Genomic DNA, 21314 nt, shown 5'->3' with positions numbered 1-21314 from the left:
CCCTCAGCCGCCGCGGAACTCGCGGCGGTACAACGACGGTGTGGTGTGCAGCATGGCGCCGAAATGCTGGCGCATGGACAGCGCGGTACCGAAGCCCGCGCGTTCGGCAACGCGTTCTATAGGCTGCGCAGTGGTTTCCAGCAGGCGCTGGGCCAGCGCCAGTCGTTGCGCCAGCAGCCACCGGCCCACGGTGGTGCCGGTGTGCTGGCGGAAATGGCGGGTGAAGCTGCGTCGGCTCATGGCGGCGCGCATGGCCAGCGAATCGAGGCTGTGCGCTTCGCCGAGATGGCGCGTGGCCCAGTCCAGCGTCTTCGTGAGTGGCGTGTCGCGCGCGGTCGCCAGCACCGGCTGTTCGATGTATTGCGCCTGGCTGCCCTGCCGGTGTGGTGGCACCACCAGAGTGCGTGCCATGCGGTTTGCGGCTTCCGCGCCGAGACGGCGGCGCAGCAGATGCAGGCAGCAATCGATGCCGGCGGCAGTGCCGGCGGAGGTGAGCACGTCGCCCTCGTCTACGTACAGGACCCCGGGCTCGATCCGCACCTGCGGATAGCGCGCCGCGAAGCGCTCGGCCCAGCGCCAGTGCGTGGTGGCGCGCCGGCCGTCGAGCAGGCCGGCCTCGGCCAGCACGAAGGCGCCCAGGCACAGGCCCACCACCAGCGCGCCGCGTGCGTGCGCCCGCCTGAGCGCGGCCAGCAGAGGCGCCGGCGGCGCCTCGCCCGGATCGCGCCATGACGGCACCACGATGATGTCGGCCCAGGCCAGCGTGCGCAGTCCATGCCGTGCCACGATGCCGAAACCCGCCTGGCTGCGCAGCTCGCCGGGCTCGGCGGCGCACACGCGCAGGTCGAAGGGCGATGCCTCGTCGCCGGCGGTCTCGCCGAATACCGCGCACGGCACCGACAGATGGAAGGGCCGGATCCCGTCGAACGCCACTACTGCCACGCGTGTCCTGGCCATTACGCAACCTCCGCATCGATTGGCCCGATTCTAATCAAGATTGGCAATCAGGCCACTGCTGGCCGAGCCTTCATGCGCGGATCATGGCGTCACCGGGACAAGCATGTCCCCTCCACCCGAGGAAAATCGCCATGAACGAAGTCGGCAAGCCGCGCCGCGCCCTGATCGTGATCGACGTGCAGAACGAGTACGAGAGCGGCGGCCTGCGCATCCAGTACCCGCCCGTGGCCGACTCGCTGCGCAACATCGGCCGTGCGATGGATGCCGCGCACGCCGCCGGCATTCCGGTGATCGTGGTGCAACAGTCGTCGCCGGTCGATGCGCCCCTGTTCGCTACCGGTTCGCGCGGCTGGGAACTGCATGCGGTCGTCGCCAGCCGCCCGCACGAACATTACTTGCGCAAGGTCCTGCCCAGCGCTTTCGCCGGCACCGACCTCGGCGACTGGCTCGAAGCGCACGCCATCGACACCCTGGCGGTGGTGGGCTACATGACCCACAACTGCAACGACACCACGATCAAGCATGCCTTCGACGCGGGCCTGGCGGTGGAATTCCTGATGGATGCCTCCGGTAGCGTGCCCTACGCCAACCGCGCCGGCGCAGCGACGGCCGAGGAGATCCATCGCGTGTTCGCGGTGGTGGAGCAGTCGCGCTTCGCCGCCGTGATGACCACTGACGAATGGCTGGCCCATGTCATCCAAGGCACCACGCCGGAGCGTGACAACATCCACGCCTCGCACCAACGGGCGCTGGCGCGGCTGGGCGAGGCGGCCTGAGGCATTCGCCACCTTGCCATGGGCGGCAGGAACCATCGCAGACGTTAAGCTGTGCCTCTTTTCGCCACGGTTCCTGCCATGCCCGCCCTGCTCCCCGCCGTCGAACACGAAACCGCCGCCAGCCCGCGCTACAGCGTGATCTGGCTGCATGGCCTGGGCGCAGACGGCCATGACTTCGCCCCCGTCGTGCCGGAGCTGGTGGCGGCGGACTGGCCGGCGCTGCGCTTCGTGTTTCCGCACGCGCCGGTGCAGCCGGTGACGGTGAACGGCGGCATGCCGATGCGCGCGTGGTACGACATCGTCGCGTTCGACCTGCTGGCGCGGCAGGACGAGGCAGGCATCCGCGCCTCCTGCGCCGCGGTCGAGGCGCTGATCGCGCGCGAGAACGAACGCGGCGTGCCGGACGAGCGCATCGTGCTTGCCGGCTTCTCGCAAGGCGGCGCGATCGCGCTTTCCGCCGGCTTGCGTCACGCGAGGCGGCTCGCCGGCATCGTAGCGCTGTCCACCTATCTGCCGCTGGCCGACACGTTGGAGGCCGAACGCAGTGCGGCGAACGCCGACGTGCCGATCTTCCAGGCGCACGGCACGTTCGATCCGGTGGTGGTTCCGTCGCGAGGCAGCGACAGCCGGGACTTGCTGCGGCGCCTCGGCTATCGCGTGGACTGGCATGCCTATCCGATGGCGCATGCGGTCTGCGGCGAGGAAATCGCCGATCTGCGCACGTGGCTGGGTCAACGGTTCACCTGATGCACTCGTAGGAGTGCACCTTGTGCGCGAGGGCCCTTTGCTCTGATCGAACATGGAAGCCATCGCACACAGGGTGCGCTCCTACAGCAAACGTGACCCTGCGGCATACTGCGCGCATGCACCTGCCCGATTTCGGCACCGTCGACGAACCCAGCCCGCTGCCGGATTTCTGCAGCCTGCCGGTGCTGTTCACCCTGCTGGTGACCGGGGCGCTTGCCGCCACCGTGGTGTGGTTGGCGGCAGGCGACCATCGCGATTTCTCGGGTTACAGCGTGGGCATCCTGTTCGTGAGCTGGCTGGCGCTGGCCATCGTCGTGGTGCTGTGCCTGTTGCGTCCATGGCTGCGATGCCTGCCGGGCCATCTGCCCTACCTGGCCGCATGGCTGCTCGTGATGCCCATCGTCGGCGTGGCGAGCTGGGTGGCGCACGGGTTGGACGGGGCCCTGCACATGAATCTGGTGAGCGGCGGCACGGTGGCCTTCGTGCGCGACAACGTGCTGATCGCCGCCCTGCTCGGCGCGGCGATCCTGCGCTACTTCTACGTCGCAGCACAGTGGCGGCTGCGCCTCGCCGCAGTGACGCGCGCGCAGGTCGAGGCGCTGCAGGCGCGCATCCGCCCGCACTTCCTGTTCAACAGCATGAACACGGTGGCGGCGCTGATTCCGCTCGATCCGGTGGCGGCGGAACGCACGGTGGAAGACCTCGCCGAGCTGTTCCGCGCCGCGCTGGGACAGCACGAGCAAGGCGACGGCACGCTGGACGAGGAACTGGCCTTGCTTGACCGCTACCTTGCCATCGAACAGTTGCGCCTTGGCGAACGCCTGCGCGTGGAGCGCTTACTGGACGACCTGCCGCGCGATTTCCCGTTGCCGCGCCTGTTGCTGCAACCGCTGGTGGAGAACGCCGTGCGCCACGGGATCCAGCCGTTGCGCGAGGGCGGCGTGGTGAGCCTGCGCGGCACGCGCGAAAGCGACGCCATCGTGATCGAGATCGCCAACCCGTTGCCCGCCTCGCCCGCCCGCGGCGGCAACGGCCACGGCCTGGACAGCGTGCGCCGTCGCGTGGCGTTCCGCTACGGCCCGCGTGCCATCGTGCAGGCCGGCCCGCGAAACGAACGCTACGTGGTAAGCCTGCGATTGCCGCTGCTGGACAAGGGAGATCGCGATGCGCGTACTGATCGTCGATGACGAACCGCTGGCGCGCACCCGGCTTGCCTCGTTGCTGGGCGAGTGCGAGGGCGTCGAACTGGCCGGCAGCGTGGGCGACGGCGAGGCCGCGCTCGCCGCGCTCGCCGGATTGCAACCCGATGTGCTGCTGCTCGATATCAACATGCCAGGCTTCGATGGCCTGACGCTGGCTGCGCGGCTGGCCGGTCGTGCACGGCCCCAGGTGGTGTTCTGCACCGCCTACGAAAACCATGCCCTGCACGCCTTCGAGCTGGACGCGGTGGATTACCTGCTCAAGCCGGTGCGCCTGGAGCGCCTGCGCGAAGCGCTGCTGCGCGCGCGCAAGCGGCTGGCGGATGCGCCGCGCGCCGCCACCGCATGGCTGTGCGCGCGTGTGCGCGACGAACAGGTGCGCGTGCAGCTGGATGAGGTGATCTGCCTGCTTGCCGAGGAGAAATACGTGTGTGTGCGGCACGCCGGCGGCGAGTTGCTGATCGACGAATCGTTGCGCCAGTTGGAAGAGGCTTACCCCGACCAGCTGATCCGCCTGCACCGCAATTGCCTGGTGCCGCCCGCGCGCCTGCTGGGCCTGAAACCCCTCGCCGATGGCCGCGTGCTTGCCCGCCTCGCCGGCACCGACTTCAGCCCCGAGGTGAGCCGTCGCAACCTGCCGGCGCTGCGCAAGCTGCTGCGGATGGGATGAAGCCATGCCAGCGCGGTCGCCGTGGCATCGGCGACAATGACGCACGAGCCACATCACGGAGCCCGCATGATCCCCAACACCCTGCGCATCGCCACCCGGCAAAGCCCGCTCGCACTGTGGCAGGCCACGCACGTGGCGGCGTTGTTGCGCGCGGCCCATCCCGGGCTGGCAGTGGAGCTGGTGCCGATGACCACGCGCGGCGACGAAATCATCGACCGGCCGCTGGCGACCATCGGTGGCAAGGGCCTGTTCCTGAAGGAACTGGAAGTGGCGATGCTGGAAGGCCGCGCCGATCTCGCCGTGCACTCGCTGAAGGACGTCCCGGCGGAGCTGGAACCGGGCTTCGTCCTGCCTGCGATCCTGCCGCGCGCGGATGCCGCCGATGCCTTCGTCAGCAACCACCACGCGGGCCTGGTCGAGCTGCCGCATGGTGCGAAAGTGGGTACCTCCTCGTTGCGTCGGCAGGCGCAGCTGCGCGCGTTGCGGCCTGATCTGGAGCTGCTGGATCTGCGCGGCAACGTGGGCACGCGACTGGCGAAGCTGGACGCCGGCCACTACGACGCGATCGTGCTGGCCTGCGCGGGACTGGAGCGCCTGGATCTGGCTGCGCGCATCCGCAGCCGTCTCGCCGCCCCCGACTGGTTGCCGGCACCCGGCCAGGCGGCCGTCGCCATCGAGGCGCGTGCCGACCAGTCGCACACGCTGGCGCTGCTCGCCGTACTGGACGACGCCGACACGCGGCTGGAAACAAGCGCCGAGCGCGCGATGAACCGGGCGCTAGGCGGCAGCTGCACGGTGCCGGTAGGTGCATGGTGCACGCTTACCGAGCATGGCCTGCACTTGCGCGGCCTGGTGGGCGAGGCGGCCAGTGGCCGTCTGCTGCGCGCACAGGCGGATGGCGAAGATGCGGAGGCGCTGGGGCGGCTGGTGGCCGATGCGCTGTTTGCGCAGGGCGCTGCCGGGCTTCTTTGAGTCGACGTCCGGGCGTCGGGACGAGGCGGCGAAACGAAACGGCCCCTGCGCAGGCAGAGGCCGTTCGTGTGTGCCGAGGACGGAGGAGCGCGGCCAAAGATGGTCGCCTGTTTGATTTTGCGAACACCGTCCACGGCAACCGCCCTTCGGGCCAGCAATGACGCGATGTCAGAAATCGCTTCAGGCGATTCTTTCGCGATCGTGATGATCGCAAAGACAGACTCTCAGAAGTTGTAGACCAGGTTGGTGGTGGTCAGCGTGTCGGTCCTCTTGATGCCCGGCAGCACGTCGCTGTTGTGGCGCACCTGGAAGCCCACCTTCAGCGCCAGCTTCTTGGTCATGCTGACTGCAAGGCCGGCGTCGTTCTGGATGTAGGTGTTCTTGGAGCCCGCTTCGGTGAGGAACGTGTCTTCGAACGAGGTGTTGGCGGTGAGGCGGAACTTGTAGTTGATCAGGCCGCGGGCCACCAGTTCGTGCTCCACCGGCTGATCCTGGTTGATGGTGGCGCCGTCGATCAGGATGGGGAGCGCCGCCGGGCGGTATTCCTTGTAACCGGGGCCGATTTCGAACGACAGCTCGTTGCGCGCGTCCTTCAGCGCGATGTAGCCGTAGCCCAGCGAAACCACGCCCTGCCACAGGTTGGCGCCGAAGTCGTCGTGGTCGTAGCGCGCCGCACCCACGATGTAGCTGCGCGGGTCGAGCTTGTAGCCCACCGAAGCGCCGCCGTCGTAACGGTTGGCGGTGGTCTCGAATTCATCGACGGTGTTGCCGGCCGGGGTGGCCACCTTCTCCTGCACCTTGGTGCGCAGCACGTCGAGGAAGAAGTTGTTCTTCCACTGCTCGTTTTCCTGGTTCAGTCCGAGCTTGGCGTTGACGTTCTGCGAACGCGTGTTGCCGGTGGCCGAGGCGTAGCCGAACTCGCCCGAGCCGGTCCAGCCGCCGTTGTTGGCGCCGTTGTTGGCGCTGGAACTGGAACTGGAACTGGAACCGCTGTTGTCGCTGTTGCTGGCGTCCTGTGCATGGACGGCAAAGCAGGCGCAAGTCGCCATCAGCAGGGTGGCGATCAGGGTCTTTTTCATGGGTGGGGATCCCGTTTGTTAAACAAATGTTGTAAGCAACACACCATAATGGAACTGCTTGAATTTGCAATGAACGCAGCCGGTCAGAGCGACTTCGCGCCCGCAGCGGCGGCCAGCGTGGCCTCGTACAGCTGGCGCTCCAGCCATTGGCCAAGCACGCAGCTGGGCGTGGCAAGCGCGGCGGCCGGCAAACTGCCCGCGACGCCACCCAGTAGCAATGCTGCACAGGGCAGTGCGTAGGTCAGCACCGCTGCGACAAGCCGAGCGGGAAGCATGCCGCGGCTTGGTGCGTATTCGCCGGTGTGCGTTTCGGGTTCACGGAGCGACTGCCACAGCGCGCTTTCGAGCAGCCCCAATCCGAGCGCCAAGGCCAGCAGCATGACCCACGGGTAGGCGCCACGATGGCCGGCGAACTCGCCTTGCGCCAGCACGGCCAGCCATAACCAGAGACTCCCGGTGTAGGCCGCCGTGGTGATGCGCCCCGCGGGAAGCAGGGCCGTGGCGCGTTGCAAGGCGGCGGGCAGGCAGGCGCGATCGTCGTGGGCGGACAGCAGCAGGCAGGCGAGGCTGCACAACATCAGCATCGCCCCGGCCAGCCGGATGGCCCAGAAGCCGTTGCTGCCCTGCGCCAGCCCCGCTACCGCCAATACCGGCAGCCAGCTCGCCAGCGCCACCAGTGCGGAGCGGGTCGGGTGATGGCCGGGGCGCGGTTGCCAACCATGCCAGCGCGAAAGCCCAGGCACCTGCAAGCAGGCTGGCAGCAGGCCGATGCTCACCAACGCGGCTCCCAATCCCAATGGAACCAGGGTGCTGCTGCGCCCCAGCGGGCCCAATCCCAGCAACAGGGACAGGCCCAGCCAGAGCCAGACGCCGTAGCCGCCGGTTTCCAGCACCTGCAGCAAGGTGGCGGCACGGGACGGGCGTTTGGCTGGCATCGGTGGATCCGTCGGGCAAGGCAAGGCTTCAAGGGTAAGCCATGGGGAGCGGAACAGGTCCTTGGACAGGCTTGCGGGCGTGGCCGGGGGTATCCATAGTTCCGGCTTGCCCGCCGCGAATGCCGAACCCGCCATGGATCGCTACGAACGCACCCTCACCCTGCATCGCCTGTTGAAGTCGGCGCATTACCCGGTGCCGCTGGGCAAGCTGATGGAGGAGCTGGATTGCTCGCGTGCCACGCTCTACCGCGACATCGCCTTCCTGCGCGACGCGCTGGGCGCTCCCATCGAAAGCGTGGGCGGCGAGCAGGCCGCGTGGCGTTACGAGCAAGCCGAAGGCGAGCGTTTCGAACTGCCGGGCTTGTGGCTCACTTCCGACGAGCTGGCGGCGCTGCTCGCGCTCAATGAACTGATCGGGCGCAGCGGTCCCGGCGTGCTGGCCGGTTCGCTGGCGCCGTTCAAGTCGCGCATCGAGCACCTGCTGTCCGACCGTGGCAGCGGCAAGGCATTGCCTATCGAGCGCATTCGCGTGATCCCGTGGGGTGCGCGCAAGCTCGACCAGCAGGCGTTCCGCGTAGTGGCGGGCGCCGTGCTGGAGCGCAAGCAGCTGCGCTTCCGCTATCGCGCGCGCACCACTGGCACCGACAGTCGCCGCACCGTGTCGCCGCAACGCCTCACCCATTACCGCGACAACTGGTACCTGGACGTCTGGGACCACGATCGCGAGGCGCTGCGCAGTTTTGCAGTGGATCGCATCGCCGAAGCGCAGGCGCTGGATGCGCCCGCGCGCGACGTGCCCGCGGCGGAGCTCGACCAGGCGTTGGCTTCCAGCTACGGCATCTTCGCCGGCCAACCCAAGGCCTGGGCCACGATCCGCTTCTCCTCGCATGCCGCGCGCTGGGTGGCCGACGAGCACTGGCATTCGCAGCAGAAGGGCGCATGGCTGCCGGATGGCCGCTACGAGCTGCAGTTGCCGTACTCCAACTCGAAAGAGCTGCTGATGGATGTGCTCAAGTACGGCCCAGACGCCGAAGTGATCGCGCCGCTGCCGCTGCGCGAGGAGATGAAGATCCTGCTGCAGCTGGCGCAAGGCGCGTACCAGGGACCATCACGGTAGGAGCGCACCCCGCGCGCGAATGCCTTTGGCTTCGATTAAACGCCAGAGCCATCGCGCACAAGGTGCGCTCCTACAACAGCGTTGATTGCGGCGCCGCGTAACTCAGCTTGCCGTTCTCGATCTGCGCAGCCGAGGTCCATGGATGCACCACGCCGTGATGCAGATCCAGGATGTGGATCACCTCGACGCCGCGTTGCTTCAGCACGTCGGCGATGATCGACCGGTGGCAGCGCCACCACACCGCCTCGGCGCACATCACCGCAGTGCGCTGGCGTGCCGCGAACGCCAGCAGCTCGGCCAGACCTTCGGCGAATTCCGCGCTGGCGAGATGGTCGGCATAGCCGCGGAACGCGGCATTGCGCCAGGCCGTGTTGGGCGAATCCGGTCGCGCCCGGCGACGTCCACCCAATGGTGGAAACCATTGGTAAGCGATGCCATGCGTGGACAGGCTGGCAGCGAAGGCGTCACGTGCGAACTGCGGCTGCCGCCGCGAGCCGGGGAAACGGCGCACGTCGGCGATCGCCTCGATGGAGTACGCCGCAAGCAGGGCAAGGAACTCCTCCAGCGTGCGGGTGGAGTGGCCGATCGTCCAGATCGTGGCGGGAATGGCGTTCACGCGATCTTCTGCAGCGCTGCGCCCTTGTGCATGGCGATATGGTCGGTCTTGTCGCTCTGGATCTCGTACTGCGGTTCTTCCGGGCTGCAATGGCGCAAATGGCCCTTGTACGGCGTGTCGGCCGTGTGCACCTTCGTGATGCGACCGGTGACGTGGCCGGCCTCGGAATTCCAGCGCACATGGTCGCCGACGTGGAACTGCTGGCTCATGCCGACGGTCTCTGTCTGTTGACGTAGGCCGCTATCTTTGCACCGAAGGCGTGCAGGCAAGGTCTCTGCCTGCAAGGCGCGCGGCGGCAGGCTAGGATGGTGACAACCCGACAGGAGTACGACATGCAAAGCGGCAATCCGGCACTCAACAAGAACACCTTCCTCGACGCGGCCAGCGGCGCGGTGTTCAGTCGCGACGGCGGCGCGATGAGCTTGAACGGCACGGTCAACAAGACCGGCCTGATGCTGGTGCTGGTGATGATCGGTGCGATGTTCAGCTGGAGCCGTTTCGCTGGCCCGGCCAGCCTGCCTGCGCTGGGGCCGCTGGTGCCCGCCGGCGCGCTGGTGGGTTTCGTGCTGGCGATGATCACCACGTTCAAGAAGACCTGGGCGCCGGTCACGGCGCCGCTCTATGCGCTGGCCGAGGGTGTGTTCGTGGGCGCGCTGTCGGCGATCTTCGAGATGCGCTATCCCGGCATCGTGATGCAGGCCGTGGCGCTGACCTTCGGCACCATGGCCGTATTGCTCATGGGCTATCGCAGCGGACTGATCCGCGTCACCGACAAATTCCGCGCGGGCGTGGCCGCCGCCACCGGCGGCGTCCTGCTGGTGTACCTGGCCAGCTTCGTGATGGGCCTCTTCGGCCACTCCTTCGGCTTCATCGGCGCCAGCAGCGGCATCGGCATCCTGTTCAGCCTCGCCGTGGTGGCGATCGCGGCGCTCAACCTGGTGCTGGACTTCGACATGATCGAGCAGGGTGTCAACGCCGGCGCCCCGAAGTACATGGAGTGGTACGGTGCTTTCGCGCTGGTGGTCACCCTGGTGTGGTTGTACCTGGAGATGCTGCGCTTGCTGTCGAAGCTGCAGTCGCGCAACTAGCCGCGATTCTAGGGGGCGATGGCTTGCGCCATCGGAACACGGAAGGGCGAGGCGCAAGTCCGCCGCTGGTTTCCGGGTGTGATTTCGGAAGGAGCTGATTCATGCCGAGTGTGTACGACATCAAACCGCGCTTTCAGGCCCTGTTGAGGCCGCTGGTGCGGCGTATGGCGAGCGTGGGCGTACGGGCCAATCAGGTGACGGTCGCGGCGATGCTGGTGTCGCTGCTGGTGGGCCTGGTCGTGGGGTGCGCGGCTGGTGGCCAACGCTGGATTTGGGGGATATTGCCGCTGTGGCTGCTGCTCCGCATGGCGCTCAACGCCATCGATGGCATGCTGGCACGTGAGCATGGGCAGTCCTCCAGGCTTGGTGCGGTGTTGAACGAGCTGGGCGACGTGGTGGCCGATGCTGGCCTGTACCTGCCGTTGGCGCTGACGCCGGCGTTTTCGCTGTGGCCATTGGCGGTGTTCGTGCTGTTGGCCACGTGGACCGAAATGACGGGTGTGATCGGCGTGCAGATCGGCGCCTCGCGACGTTACGACGGCCCCTTGGGAAAAAGCGATCGTGCGCTGGTGTTCGGTGTACTGGGATTGCTGCTGGCACTGGGCGTGCCGGTTCGGTCTTGGGACAACGTGGTGTGGGCGCTGGCCTTGCTGTGCGCGTGGACGGTATTCAATCGAGCCCGCGCGGCTTTGCGCGAACTGGGCGAATGACACGGGCCGGCGCGGCAGGCGCCTGCCGCAGGGCCATGGGGGATGCATGCTTGAACCACTGGTTGCCCGGTCGCTGACCGGTTTCATCCGCCTGCTCACCGGCAGTCGCGTGTTCTGGAGCGAGCAGCTCGCGCCCGGTCCCCGGGTGTATTACGGCAACCACAGCAGCCACGGCGATTTCGTGCTGATCTGGTCGGCGCTGCCTCCGGCGTTGCGTGCGCAGGCGCGTCCGGTGGCAGCGGCGGAATATTGGAGGCGCGGCGCCTTGCGTCGTTACCTGATCCGGCGCGTGTTCAAGGGCGTGCTGGTCGAGCGTGACGCCGCACAGCGCACCGAGGATCCGATCACGACGATGACGGCGGCAATCGAGGCGGGCGATGCGCTGATCCTGTTCCCCGAAGGCACGCGCAATCCGGGGGAAGGCCTGTTGCCGTTCAAGAGCGGCCTGTACCACCTCGCCACACGCTGCGCGGACCTGGAGCTGGTGCCGGTGTGGCTGGAAAACCTCAACCGGGTGATGCCGAAGGGGCGCCTGATTCCGTTGCCGCTGTTGTGCACCGCGCGCTTCGGCATGCCGTTGCGTCTGGCTGCGGGCGAGGACAAGCAGGGTTTTCTCGAACGGACGCGTACTGCGTTGCTTGCGCTGGCACCCAAGGAGGCGTGATGTCGCACCTGACTTCGCATCAGCAGGCCATGGCCTTGTTCGCCGGCATCGGCGCGGTCCTGTTGCTGGCCACCCTCATCGGCCGTGTGCTGGCGCTGCGCGTGTCGCCGGCGGGTCGTTCGGCGGTGGACAACCTCAATGCACGCATCAACGCCTGGTGGGCGATGGCGGCCTTGGTCGGCATCTCCTTCATGTTTGGCAAGCCGGGCGTGCTGGTGTTGTTTTTCCTGGTGTCGTTGCTGGCATTGAGGGAATTCATCACGTTGCTGCCCACGCGTGGCGGTGACTACTGGGCATTGGCGGCCGCGTTCTACCTGGTGCTGCCGATCCAGTATCTGCTGGTGGGCATCGAGTGGTATGGCATGTTCGCCATCTTCATTCCGGTCTATGCATTCCTGCTGTTGCCCATCCTGGCGGCGACTGGCGGCGACACCACGCGCTTCCTGGAACGTGCAGCCAAGGTGCAGTGGGGATTGATGATCAGCGTGTTCTGCATCTCGCACGTTCCGGCTTTGCTGACCCTGAAGATCCCCGGCTACGAGCATCGACAGTTGCTGTTGATCGCGTTCCTGGTGATCGTGGTGCAGTCCTCGGACGTGCTGCAGTACGTTTGGGGCAAGCTGTGCGGCAAGCGGCTGATCGCGCCGGTGCTGTCGCCTTCGAAGACGCTGGAGGGTTTCGTCGGCGGCGTGGCGTCGGCCAGCCTGCTGGGCGGACTGCTCTGGTGGATCACGCCGTTTTCGTTCCTTGGCGCGTTGGGCATGGCGCTGGTCATCAATTTGATGGGCTTCCTGGGCGGGTTGGTGATGTCGGCGATCAAGCGCGACCGCGGCATCAAGGACTGGGGCCATATGATCGAGGGACATGGCGGTGTGCTGGACAGGCTGGATTCGGTCTGCTTCGCCGCGCCGGTGTTCTTCCACATGACGCGATATTTCTGGGCATGAAGCCCTGCCCTTGCGGTTACGCTGGCCGGCATCGCCCTGACATGGAGCCCACATGAGCCAGTTCGCCTTGCTGGGCCAGCGCCGCTTCGCGCCGTTCTTCTGGACGCAGGCGCTGGCGGCGTTCAATGACAACGCCTTCCGCTGCGCGCTGCTGGTGCTGGTGGCGTTCCAGCTGGGGTTGGACGACCACGCCGCGGCCATCTACACCAATCTCGCACCCGCCTTGTTCATCCTGCCGTTCTTCCTGTTCTCCGCCAGCGCGGGGCAGCTTGCCGAGAAGATCGAGAAGACGCGCATCATCCGCTGGGTGAAATGGTTCGAGATCGCCGCGATGGCGATCGCGGCCGTGGGATTCGTCATGCACCACGTAAGCCTGCTGCTGGTGGTGCTGTTCATGATGGGGTTGCACTCCACCGTGTTCGGGCCGATCAAGTACGCGATCCTGCCGCAAGCGTTGAAAGCGACGGAACTGGTGGGCGGCAACGGGCTGGTGGAGATGGGCACGCAGCTGGCCATCCTGCTGGGCATGATCGTGGGCACCACGACGATGGGTGCGGCTGAGATCGGGCCATGGCTCGCCGCTTGCATCACGATAGGCGTGGCGGTGGTCGGCTATCTCGCGTGCCGTGCGATTCCGGCCGCTCCGGCCACGGCGCCGGAGTTGAAGTTCAACCCGAACACGTTCGGCGAAACCGCTCGGGTCATCCGCATCACCCACGCGGATCGTGCGGTGTGGAATGCGGTGCTGGGTATCTCGTGGTTCTGGTTCTTCGGTACCGTGCTGATCGCACAGTTGCCGATCTACACGCGTGAGACGCTGGGCGGCGACAACACGGTGTACACGCTGGTGCTCACGCTGTTCACCATCGGCAGCGGCATCGGTGCACTGGCGTGCGAGAAGCTTTCCGGCAAGCGCGTGGAAATCGGCCTGGTGCCACTGGGCGCATTCGGGCTCACCGCGTTCGGCGTGGATCTCTACTTCGCGCGCCACGGCGTCGCGCCGGTGCGTGGACTGGGTTGGCTCGGTTTCCTGCGTGGCGCGGGCAGCTGGCGCATCGCGCTGGACCTCATGCTGATCGGCGCCTTCGCCGGCCTGTACGTGGTGCCGTTGTTCGCCTTCGTGCAGGCGCGTGCGCCGCGCGAAAAGCTCTCCCGCATCATCGCCGGCAACAACATCATGAACGCCGTGCTGATCGTGGCGGCGGCCGGCTTCGGCCTGGGCATGGGAGCGCTGGGCTTCAGCGCGGCGGAAATCTTCTTCGCCGCGGCATTGCTCAACATACTGGTGGCGGGCTACATCTTCACGCTGGTGCCCGAATTCATCCTGCACTTCTTCACCTGGACGCTTGCCAATACGCTTTATCGCGTGCGTGCCGATGGTTTGCGGCACATTCCGGAGGAAGGGCCGGCACTTCTGGTCTGCAACCACGTGAGCTTCGTCGACCCGCTGCTGCTGATGGCGAACCTGCGCCGTCCGGCGCGCTTCGTGATGTATTACAGGATCTTCAACATCCCGCTGCTGAAGTTCCTGTTCAAGACTGCAAAAGCCATTCCCATCGCCGGACAGAAGGAAGACCCGGCGGTGTTGCAGCACGCATGGGACGCCGTGGATGCGGCACTCGCCGACGGCGAGCTGGTGTGCATCTTCCCCGAAGGTGCCTTGACTCGCGACGGTGCCATCGCACCGTTTCGTCCGGGCGTGGAAAAGATCCTCGCGCGCCGTCCGGTGCCGGTGGTACCCATGGCGTTGCGCGGGTTATGGGGCAGCATGTGGAGCCGGCGGGATTCCGCGCTGGGTCGCGCGCGCTTGCCGCGACGCTTCCGTGCGCGCGTGGAATTGGTGGTGGATGCGCCGGTGTCGCCGGAACACGCCAGGGCGGCGGCGCTGGAAGCGCGTGTTCGGGAATTGCGCGGCGACATGGCGTGATGCGTTGTTGTAGGAGCGCATCCTGTGCGCGATTGCCCTGCGTTTTGATCAGAGCGAAGAGCGATCGTGCGCAGGGTGTGCTCCTACCGATTGCTTAGCGCAACCAACCGCCGATCACGATCAACGCCACCACGCTCAGCCACGCCAGCAAGGCGCGCAGCAACGCGCTGCGCAGGCGCCGCAGTTCGAGCAATGCATCGCTGCGCTCTTCCACATACCCTTCGCCGCCCTCGATGTCGACCTGGATCTCCGCGCGCGCCGTGGCACCGAGGAAGCCGGGGCCCTCGTTGAGCCAGCTGTTCGGCAAGGCTTGCTGGTGCCAGCGGTTCCATGCACCGATCACCGCATCCCAATGACCTACGAGGGCCAGCGTAAATACCATCAGTTGCGCGGGAACCCAATCCAGCGCATTGGCCAGCTGGTGGGCTGTGCCACGCGCTTCCGCATCCAGCGGCAGCGAGTCGTCGCGGCCCAGCGTGCGTGCAAGCCGGTACAGCAACGCACCCGCCGGCCCGAGCAGGAAGAACCAGAACAGTACGCCGAAGCGTCGGCGCAAGGCGGCATAGACGGCGGCTTCGCCCAGCTCCACCGCGCGCCATGGCACGTATTGCCCGTCCTCGCCCAGCGATTGCGCCGCGGCTTCGCGGCTGGCGTCGTCCGGCGCGGCGAGGATCGCTTCAAGGTCGGCCTCAAACGCATGCGGGCCAAAGCAGAACAGCAGTACCACCAGCGCGAACAGCAAATGCAGCAGGTCGGACAACGGCGAGTGGCGCAGCAGCCAGGTCGCCACCGCGCACAGCACCAATGGAACCAATAGGGCCAGGGCGACGCGGCCGGCGCCGCTGGTGTCGCTCAACTGCGCGACCCAGCGACGGAAGCCGCCGTCGTTGCGCCAATGCGCGAGGCGCGGTTGCCAGTGCAGCAGTCCAAGGGCAATCAGGGCGGCGAGCAGACGAAGGGCCATGCGCGGGGACTCCGGAGATTCGCCTCGCATTGTATGCGAGGCGTTTTGCCATCACATGGTTGTGCGCGCAGCGGTCAGTGCGTCCAGTTCCATGCCGGCGCGCTCGCGCAGCCAGTGCTGAAGCAGCCGATAGGACACCGACAATGGCGAAGAAGGCACGAAACTCCCGTCGGCGATGCCGTCCGCAATCTGCTGCGGCGTGAACCAGCGCGCTTCTTCCAGTTCGCCGTCGCGCAGGTGGATCGTGGGCTCGAGCGCCACGGCGGTGAAGCCCACCATCAACGAGGCCGGCATTGGCCAGGGTTGCGAGGAGTGATAGCGGACTGCGCCCACACGCACGCCGGATTCCTCCAGCACCTCGCGGCGCACCGCATCTTCCAGGGCTTCACCCGGCTCGACGAAGCCGGCCAGCGTGGAATAGCGTCCGGGCGGCCAGCCGTTCTGTCGGCCGAGCAGGCAAGCGCTTTCGTGCTCCACGATCACGATGACCGCCGCATCGGTGCGTGGAAAATGCATGCGGCCACAGTCGGTGTTCGTGCATTGCAGGCGATGCCCGGCGGAAACGGCGACGAGCGGCGAGCCGCAGTAGGCGCAATGCCGAGTTTCGCGCTGCCAGTGTGCAAGGCCCTTGGCATAGGCAAACAGACTTGCTTCATCGGCAGGCAGCAGCAAGCCCGCTTCGCGCAGACTTGCGCGGCGGGCCCGCAATTCGGATTCGGCGGCGCCGATAAGCGTGTCGCCTTCCAGCACCAGCAGGAAATGCGGGCGCCCGTCGGCGATGCCGAGCAGCCATGCCCTTACGTCGACGCTCAGCCGCCGGCGTTCGTCCGCATCGAGCCAGCGCAACGCGTCGCGGTCGACATGCAGGAAGGCGCGGCCTTCGGTGTCGAGCAGCAGGTAGCGCGCCGTTGGGGATGCAGCCTGCACGTCCAGCCATTCCGCATCGTCGCGGCGTTCGGCCATGCGGTCCAGGATCAGGCTGAGTCCGGCGAAAGTATTTGGTGGCGTCGCGGACATGGCGTGCAACGTCAGGTCGAGAACGAGGAGCCGCAGCCGCAGGTGGTCTTGGCGTTCGGATTGCGTATCACGAACTGCGAGCCGTTGAGGCTCTCGCTGTAATCGATCTCGGCGCCCGTGAGATATTGCAGCGACAGCGGATCGCACAGCAGGGTCACGCCCTCGCGCTCCAGTGCGAAATCGTCCTCGGCCTGCGCTTCGTCGAAAGTGAAGCCGTACTGGAAGCCCGAACAGCCGCCGCCGGAGATGTATACGCGCAGCTTCAGCCCGGGATTGCCTTCCTCCGCGATCAGCTCATGCACCTTGTGCGCGGCGGCCTCGGTGAACACCAGCGGCGCGCCGCTGCTGCGGTAATCGGGAACGGAGGGAAGCGAAACGACGGTATCCATGGCACTCACATGGGGATGCTGGCGGGCGGTACAAGGATACTTCGCCCGCCTTGCGGTGGCATGACTGGCTTTGGTCAGCCCTGCATCTTGCTCTGCAGGTAGCGTTCCGCGCCGATGTCCTTGACCAGGCTCTGCTGGGTTTCCAGCCAGTCGATGTGTTCTTCCTCGTCGTGCAGGATGCCCTTGAACAGATCGCGGCTGACGTAGTCGGCAATGCCCTCGCTGTGCGCGATCGCCGCGCGCAGGTCCTTGGTGGCGGCCAACTCCAGGTCGAGGTCGCCCTGGATGCATTCCAGCACGTTCTCGCCGATGCGCAGCTTGCCCAGGTGCTGCAGGTTGGGCAGGCCGTCGAGAAACAGGATGCGCTCGATCAGGCGATCGGCGTGCTTCATTTCCTCGATGGATTCCTTGTATTCGTGCTCGGCCAGTTCTGCGTAGCCCCAGTCCTTGAACATGCGGCAATGCAGGAAGTACTGGTTGATCGCGGTCAGCTCGTTGTAGAGCACCTTGTTGAGGAATTCGATGACCTTGGCGTCGCCCTTCATGGCCGTCTCCGTTGTCTGGATGCAACGACTATACGGAGTTCGTCCTTTCAAGGGCGAAACACGAATGGCAATGGTTTGCGCGCGAGAACGCGCGGATGGTTCAGGCGACCGCGACGAAGGCGGGGAGTGCAGTCGCGGATACGTGCTGCTCGATTGCCTGTGCGAGGCAGGCGCGGGCCTCTGATTCGCAGCATCCACAGCAATCCGAGCAACCGGTGCGTGCCTGCAGTTCGGCGAACGAGCCCACGCCGTCGGCTACTTCGCGGCGGATGTCGTGATCGGTAACGGCGTTGCACAGGCAAATGTACATGGGACAAATCTAAACGCAAACGCGAATGATTGTCAACTACTTGGCGGCGCTGGTTCCGGGTCGTTCAGGCGGCGCGCCAGCCGTGCGGCGGTTCGCCCAGCGCGGCGTCGGCGTCATCGCGCGGCGGAGCGTGGCCCAGTTCGACCTGGCAGAGACCTTCCACCAGCGGCGCGAAATGGCGCAGGGCGCGCTCATATACCTGTCGTTTGAAATTCACCACATGGGCGGCCGGGTACCAGAAATCCACCCAGCGCCAGATGTCGAACTCGGGCTTGTCGCACGCATCCAGCCGCAGCGAGGTTTCGTCGCTGACCAGCTTGAGCAGGAACCACACCTGCTTCTGGCCGATGCAGGTGGGGTGCTGATGGTGGCGTACGTAGCGCTGAGGCAGCTTGTAGCGCAACCATCCGCGGGTGGAGGCCATCACCTCGACATGCTCGGGTGCCAGGCCGGTTTCCTCTTCCAGTTCGCGGTACATCGCTTCCAGCGGCGTCTCGTCGCTGCGCATGCCGCCCTGCGGGAACTGCCAGCCGTCGCGGTTGATGCGGCGCGCCCAGAACAGGCGACCGTCTGCATTCAGCAGCACGATGCCCACATTCGGACGGTAGCCATCGACGTCGATCATCTCGTCATCCTCGGGCCAGGCCACGCGGCGGCAGCAGCCGATGCGCGCTAGGCGATGGCCCGATTCAACCATGCAGGCGAAATCGCGGCAAGCCGGATGGGTTGAACATGAGCGTGCGCGCCATTAAACTGCCGCGCCCCGCTTCCGGCATCGTTGCAATCCGGCGCAGCGGCCCACCCCATGGCTATGTAGCTCAGCCGGTTAGAGCACAGCACTCATAATGCTGGGGTCGGTGGTTCGAGTCCACCCATAGCCACCATGCGCTCCATCCCGCGCCCGTGCGATCCGCGGTCGACGGATCGCCGGAGCAGCAGCATGCGTATATTCAAGGTTTTCCAGATCGAGGCGGCGCATCGCCTGCCCAACGTGCCTGTCGGGCACAAGTGCGCGCGACTGCATGGGCATTCGTTTCGCGTGGAAGTGCATGTGGCAGGCGAGCCCGACGCGCATAGCGGCTGGGTGATGGACTTCGCCGATGTGAAAACGGCTTTCGCGCCGTTGTTCGAGCAGCTCGACCATCACTATCTCAACGATATCGAGGGCCTGGAAAATCCCACCAGCGAAATGCTGGCGCGCTGGATCTTCCAGCGGCTGGAGGTGCGCTTGCCCGGTCTGGACGAAGTGGTGGTGCACGAAACCTGCACTTCCGGCGCCAGCTGCGGGCGAAGCCATCCTTGACGCGGTGCGATGACAGATTCGTGACATGCAAATGGCTGCAATACATGAATATTTCTAGACTGGTCTGGTCGACCGACAAAAAATATATTGCGTTGCACAAAAAGACTTGCTAGAGTGCTTGCCACTACCCGCATACCCCAACGAGGGCAAGCTCATGACGCAGCAGTTCAACAACCAGTTTTTCGCTTTCACCAAGCAGGCCACCGAGAGCGCGTTCAAGGCGCAGACGTTGGCCTTGAAGGGCCTGGAAACGGTCGCCGCGCTGCAGCTGAAGGCGTTCGAGCAGCAGACCCGTGATTCCGCCGCGTTCGTGGCCGAGGCGCTGGAAACCCGCGACGCCGACGCGCTGCGCACCCTGTGGGAAAAGGGCGCCACCCTGGGCCGCGAGCAGGCCGAGCGCGCCGTGGCGGTTTCGCAGGAAATCATCGCCGTGACGCAGAAGACTGCGGAGTCACTGCAGGCGCTCGCGCAGGAACAGCGTCAGGCCGCGAACGATGCGGTGGCCGCCCCGGTGGCCAAGAAGGTCGCCAAGTAAGAGAGTCAAGCAGCACCCTACCGGCGGCCTCTCCCCGTCGCGCGGCAGCAAGGGCCGGACTTCCCCAAGTCCGGCCCTTTTCTTTTGGATGGCGTCGAGCGTGGGAGTGGCCAGGTCGATGGTCGTAGATCGGCCGTGCGGACGAGTTTTTACAACGTTCGCGGCTTGTCGCTGCAAGCGGGGCACTGATATACTTTTACGGATTGGATCGCGTTCGTGGCTGGTATCGGTGCCGCCTGGCGGGGCCGATGCGGAGGGGTCGCGTGCTCAACAGTCTCGACGCCGGTCGACGCCTTGCGCTGCGCACTGTGCTGCTGCAGTTCGCGGTGTCGGCCTTGGTTGGTACGGTGTTCCTGCTGAAGGGACACCTGGAGGCGGTTTCGGCTACGGCCGGAGGATTCACGGTAGCGCTGGGTACCGCGCTGATGTCCGTGCAGGCCTTCGGTCGACTGGTCGGCGGTGCGGCGGCTTTCTTCCGCCTGTTGCTCGGCCTGCTGCTGAAATGGGCAGTGGTCGTGGGCGGGCTGGGACTGATCCTGTTTAAGTACAAATTGCCGCCGCTGGCTGCCGTGACGGGGCTGGTGGCTGCCTACGCGGTTTATCTGATGGCGTTCAGATTCAAGGGTTGATGCATGGCAAGCGAGCCGGGCGGTCTTACCGAATACATCCAGCACCACCTCACGCATCTTGTTCCACAAGTGGGCAAAGATGGTTTCTGGGCGGTGCACCTTAACCTTGACTCGATCACGGTGTCGCTGGCGCTGGGTGTGCTGTTCTGCGTGTGGTTCTGGTCGCAGGCGCGCAAGGCTACGTCGGGTGTGCCGGGCAAGGGTCAGGCCTTTGTCGAGATCATCCTTGAGTTCGTCGACGGCCAGGTCAAGGACGTGTTCCATGGTGATCGCAGCTTCCTCGGGCCGCTGGCGCTGACTGTGTTCGTCTGGGTGTTCCTGATGAACGCGATGGACTTGCTGCCGGTCGACCTGCTGCCGTGGATCACCGAGAAGTTCGGCATCGGCCACTTCCGCGCCGTGCCCACTGCCGACGTCAACATGACCTTCGGCATGTCGATCACGGTGTTCCTGTTGATCATCGTCTACAGCTTCAAGGCCAAGGGCTTCGGCGGCTACATGCACGAGCTGTTTACCGCGCCGTTCGGCAAGCACCCGTTGCTGTGGATTCCCAATTTTGCGCTGAACCTGGTCGAGCTGGTGTCCAAGCCGGTGAGTCTGGCGATGCGACTGTTCGGCAACATGTACGCGGGCGAGCTGGTGTTCATGCTGATCGCCGGCCTGTTCAGCGCAGGCGCGGGTCTGGCCGGCTGGGCGCTGTATGGCATGGGCATCATCGGCTACACGGTGTGGGGCATCTTCCACATCCTGATCATCTCGATCCAGGCCTTCATCTTCATGGTGCTGACCATCGTGTACATCTCGATGGCGCACGATCATCACTGATTCCAGTTCTGCTCCAACTTTCCAACCCTTCAACGCAACAACCGTTTTTTCGAGGAGATTACCGTGGACCAAGTCGCCGCTCACATCGTTCAAACCGCCCAGGTGCAGGGCTTCACCGCTATCGCGCTCGGCCTGATCATCGGCCTCGGTGCGCTGGGTGCCTGTATCGGTATCGGCGTGATGGGTTCGAAGTTCCTGGAAGCCGCTGCCCGCCAGCCGGAGCTGGTGCCGCTGCTGCAGGGCCGCATGTTCCTGCTGGCCGGCCTGATCGACGCGGCGTTCCTGATCGGCGTGGCGCTGGCCATGTACTTCGCCGTGGCAAATCCTCTGCTGTCGAAGTTGGGCTGAACACCGCCGGCGGCGCTGGGCGTCGCCATCCCTTCGGTGTGGACC

27 protein-coding genes and 1 tRNA gene are annotated in these 21314 nt (G+C 65.8%); 17 read left to right on the top strand and 11 right to left on the bottom strand.

From position 1 onward, the window contains the following. Window positions 1-3: 3 nt before the first annotated feature. Complete coding sequence (locus IHE49_RS06280) at window positions 4-957, bottom strand: helix-turn-helix domain-containing protein (RefSeq protein WP_192155979.1); 954 nt, start codon at window positions 955-957, stop codon at window positions 4-6. Between the two features lie 131 nt (window positions 958-1088). On the opposite strand from IHE49_RS06280, the gene IHE49_RS06275 reads away from it, so the two are divergent. From IHE49_RS06275 to hemC, 5 genes are all read left to right on the top strand, one after another. Then, a complete protein-coding gene (locus tag IHE49_RS06275; protein ID WP_192155977.1) occupies window positions 1089-1733 on the top strand; it encodes a cysteine hydrolase family protein in 645 nt (214 codons plus the stop codon). Between the two features lie 78 nt (window positions 1734-1811). Continuing rightward, window positions 1812-2480 (top strand): alpha/beta fold hydrolase, encoded by a 669-nt coding sequence (locus IHE49_RS06270; protein WP_192155975.1) that lies wholly within the window; start codon window positions 1812-1814, stop codon window positions 2478-2480. Between the two features lie 116 nt (window positions 2481-2596). Beyond that, complete coding sequence (locus IHE49_RS06265; protein ID WP_192155973.1) at window positions 2597-3667, top strand: histidine kinase; 1071 nt, start codon at window positions 2597-2599, stop codon at window positions 3665-3667. Continuing rightward, on the top strand, window positions 3645-4349 hold the full coding sequence (locus IHE49_RS06260) for a LytTR family DNA-binding domain-containing protein (protein WP_192155971.1): 705 nt from the start codon (window positions 3645-3647) through the stop codon (window positions 4347-4349). The genes IHE49_RS06265 and IHE49_RS06260 overlap by 23 nt, the downstream gene beginning before the upstream one ends. A gap of 66 nt (window positions 4350-4415) precedes the next feature. Further along, window positions 4416-5321, top strand: a complete 906-nt coding sequence (gene hemC / locus IHE49_RS06255; RefSeq protein WP_192155969.1) for a hydroxymethylbilane synthase — start codon at window positions 4416-4418, stop codon at window positions 5319-5321. 224 nt (window positions 5322-5545) lie between these two features. On the opposite strand, the gene IHE49_RS06250 is transcribed toward hemC, so the two are convergent. Both IHE49_RS06250 and IHE49_RS06245 read right to left on the bottom strand, forming a co-directional pair. Continuing rightward, window positions 5546-6400 carry a DUF481 domain-containing protein gene (locus IHE49_RS06250; protein ID WP_192155967.1) on the bottom strand — a complete coding sequence of 285 codons (855 nt, stop codon included), beginning with the start codon at window positions 6398-6400 and terminating at the stop codon, window positions 5546-5548. An 83-nt stretch (window positions 6401-6483) separates the two neighbouring features. Then, complete coding sequence (locus IHE49_RS06245; RefSeq protein WP_192155965.1) at window positions 6484-7335, bottom strand: hypothetical protein; 852 nt, start codon at window positions 7333-7335, stop codon at window positions 6484-6486. Between the two features lie 133 nt (window positions 7336-7468). Between IHE49_RS06245 and IHE49_RS06240 the strand changes: the two genes are divergently transcribed. Continuing rightward, window positions 7469-8452, top strand: coding sequence for a YafY family protein (locus IHE49_RS06240; protein ID WP_192155963.1), 984 nt, complete (start codon window positions 7469-7471; stop codon window positions 8450-8452). Window positions 8453-8522: 70 nt separating this feature from the next. Here the strand turns inward: IHE49_RS06240 and IHE49_RS06235 are convergent, their stop codons facing one another. Both IHE49_RS06235 and IHE49_RS06230 read right to left on the bottom strand, forming a co-directional pair. After that, on the bottom strand, window positions 8523-9068 hold the full coding sequence (locus IHE49_RS06235; RefSeq protein WP_192155961.1) for a DUF488 domain-containing protein: 546 nt from the start codon (window positions 9066-9068) through the stop codon (window positions 8523-8525). Further along, the gene (locus tag IHE49_RS06230) at window positions 9065-9277 is read right to left on the bottom strand and encodes a DUF2945 domain-containing protein (RefSeq protein WP_192155959.1); all 213 of its coding nucleotides are present in this window, start codon (window positions 9275-9277) and stop codon (window positions 9065-9067) included. The genes IHE49_RS06235 and IHE49_RS06230 overlap by 4 nt, the downstream gene beginning before the upstream one ends. A 123-nt stretch (window positions 9278-9400) precedes the next feature. Here IHE49_RS06230 and IHE49_RS06225 point away from each other — a divergent pair, with 123 nt between their 5' ends. The 5 genes from IHE49_RS06225 (at window position 9401) to IHE49_RS06205 (ending at window position 14404) form a co-directional block, all read left to right on the top strand. Beyond that, complete coding sequence (locus IHE49_RS06225; protein WP_192155957.1) at window positions 9401-10156, top strand: Bax inhibitor-1/YccA family protein; 756 nt, start codon at window positions 9401-9403, stop codon at window positions 10154-10156. 101 nt (window positions 10157-10257) lie between these two features. Further along, entirely contained in the window at window positions 10258-10866 is a 609-nt protein-coding gene (locus IHE49_RS06220; RefSeq protein WP_192155955.1) for a CDP-alcohol phosphatidyltransferase family protein, read from the top strand. A gap of 46 nt (window positions 10867-10912) precedes the next feature. Continuing rightward, complete coding sequence (locus tag IHE49_RS06215; protein WP_192155954.1) at window positions 10913-11530, top strand: lysophospholipid acyltransferase family protein; 618 nt, start codon at window positions 10913-10915, stop codon at window positions 11528-11530. Further along, window positions 11530-12477 (top strand): phosphatidate cytidylyltransferase, encoded by a 948-nt coding sequence (locus IHE49_RS06210; RefSeq protein ID WP_192155953.1) that lies wholly within the window; start codon window positions 11530-11532, stop codon window positions 12475-12477. The genes IHE49_RS06215 and IHE49_RS06210 overlap by 1 nt, the downstream gene beginning before the upstream one ends. 52 nt (window positions 12478-12529) lie before the next feature. Beyond that, window positions 12530-14404, top strand: a complete 1875-nt coding sequence (locus IHE49_RS06205) for an MFS transporter (RefSeq protein ID WP_192155952.1) — start codon at window positions 12530-12532, stop codon at window positions 14402-14404. A 94-nt stretch (window positions 14405-14498) separates the two neighbouring features. Here IHE49_RS06205 and ampE read toward each other — a convergent pair whose 3' ends face one another. From ampE to IHE49_RS06175, 6 genes are all read right to left on the bottom strand, one after another. Continuing rightward, window positions 14499-15368 carry a regulatory signaling modulator protein AmpE gene (gene ampE, locus IHE49_RS06200; protein ID WP_192155951.1) on the bottom strand — a complete coding sequence of 290 codons (870 nt, stop codon included), beginning with the start codon at window positions 15366-15368 and terminating at the stop codon, window positions 14499-14501. 51 nt (window positions 15369-15419) lie between these two features. Then, window positions 15420-16385 carry an NAD(+) diphosphatase gene (gene nudC / locus IHE49_RS06195; RefSeq protein ID WP_192155949.1) on the bottom strand — a complete coding sequence of 322 codons (966 nt, stop codon included), beginning with the start codon at window positions 16383-16385 and terminating at the stop codon, window positions 15420-15422. A gap of 11 nt (window positions 16386-16396) precedes the next feature. Continuing rightward, window positions 16397-16774 (bottom strand): iron-sulfur cluster insertion protein ErpA, encoded by a 378-nt coding sequence (gene erpA / locus IHE49_RS06190; protein ID WP_192155947.1) that lies wholly within the window; start codon window positions 16772-16774, stop codon window positions 16397-16399. A gap of 74 nt (window positions 16775-16848) precedes the next feature. Further along, on the bottom strand, window positions 16849-17319 hold the full coding sequence (bfr, locus tag IHE49_RS06185; protein WP_192155945.1) for a bacterioferritin: 471 nt from the start codon (window positions 17317-17319) through the stop codon (window positions 16849-16851). Between the two features lie 100 nt (window positions 17320-17419). Continuing rightward, window positions 17420-17629: a (2Fe-2S)-binding protein gene (locus tag IHE49_RS06180; RefSeq protein WP_192155944.1), complete on the bottom strand. Its 210-nt coding sequence runs from the start codon at window positions 17627-17629 to the stop codon at window positions 17420-17422. A gap of 64 nt (window positions 17630-17693) precedes the next feature. Further along, window positions 17694-18254: an RNA pyrophosphohydrolase gene (locus IHE49_RS06175; protein WP_192155943.1), complete on the bottom strand. Its 561-nt coding sequence runs from the start codon at window positions 18252-18254 to the stop codon at window positions 17694-17696. Window positions 18255-18436: 182 nt separating this feature from the next. Between IHE49_RS06175 and IHE49_RS06170 the strand changes: the two genes are divergently transcribed. The 6 genes from IHE49_RS06170 (at window position 18437) to atpE (ending at window position 21269) form a co-directional block, all read left to right on the top strand. Beyond that, a tRNA-Met gene (locus tag IHE49_RS06170) sits at window positions 18437-18513 on the top strand. A 56-nt stretch (window positions 18514-18569) separates the two neighbouring features. After that, window positions 18570-18932: a 6-carboxytetrahydropterin synthase QueD gene (gene queD, locus IHE49_RS06165; RefSeq protein ID WP_192155942.1), complete on the top strand. Its 363-nt coding sequence runs from the start codon at window positions 18570-18572 to the stop codon at window positions 18930-18932. Window positions 18933-19086: 154 nt separating this feature from the next. Further along, window positions 19087-19467, top strand: a complete 381-nt coding sequence (locus IHE49_RS06160; protein WP_192155940.1) for a phasin family protein — start codon at window positions 19087-19089, stop codon at window positions 19465-19467. Between the two features lie 263 nt (window positions 19468-19730). Beyond that, window positions 19731-20096: a hypothetical protein gene (locus IHE49_RS06155; RefSeq protein ID WP_192155938.1), complete on the top strand. Its 366-nt coding sequence runs from the start codon at window positions 19731-19733 to the stop codon at window positions 20094-20096. A 3-nt stretch (window positions 20097-20099) separates the two neighbouring features. Next, entirely contained in the window at window positions 20100-20921 is an 822-nt protein-coding gene (gene atpB / locus IHE49_RS06150; RefSeq protein WP_192155936.1) for a F0F1 ATP synthase subunit A, read from the top strand. Between the two features lie 63 nt (window positions 20922-20984). Continuing rightward, entirely contained in the window at window positions 20985-21269 is a 285-nt protein-coding gene (atpE, locus tag IHE49_RS06145; protein WP_343227547.1) for a F0F1 ATP synthase subunit C, read from the top strand. Window positions 21270-21314: the final 45 nt, after the last annotated feature.

The sequence above is a fragment of the Rhodanobacter sp. 7MK24 genome, from assembly GCF_014842995.1.
Classification (GTDB): Bacteria; Pseudomonadota; Gammaproteobacteria; order Xanthomonadales; family Rhodanobacteraceae; genus Rhodanobacter_A.
The sequence above is the reverse complement of the archived record's forward strand: the minus strand, read 5'-3'. Positions and strand labels throughout refer to the sequence as shown.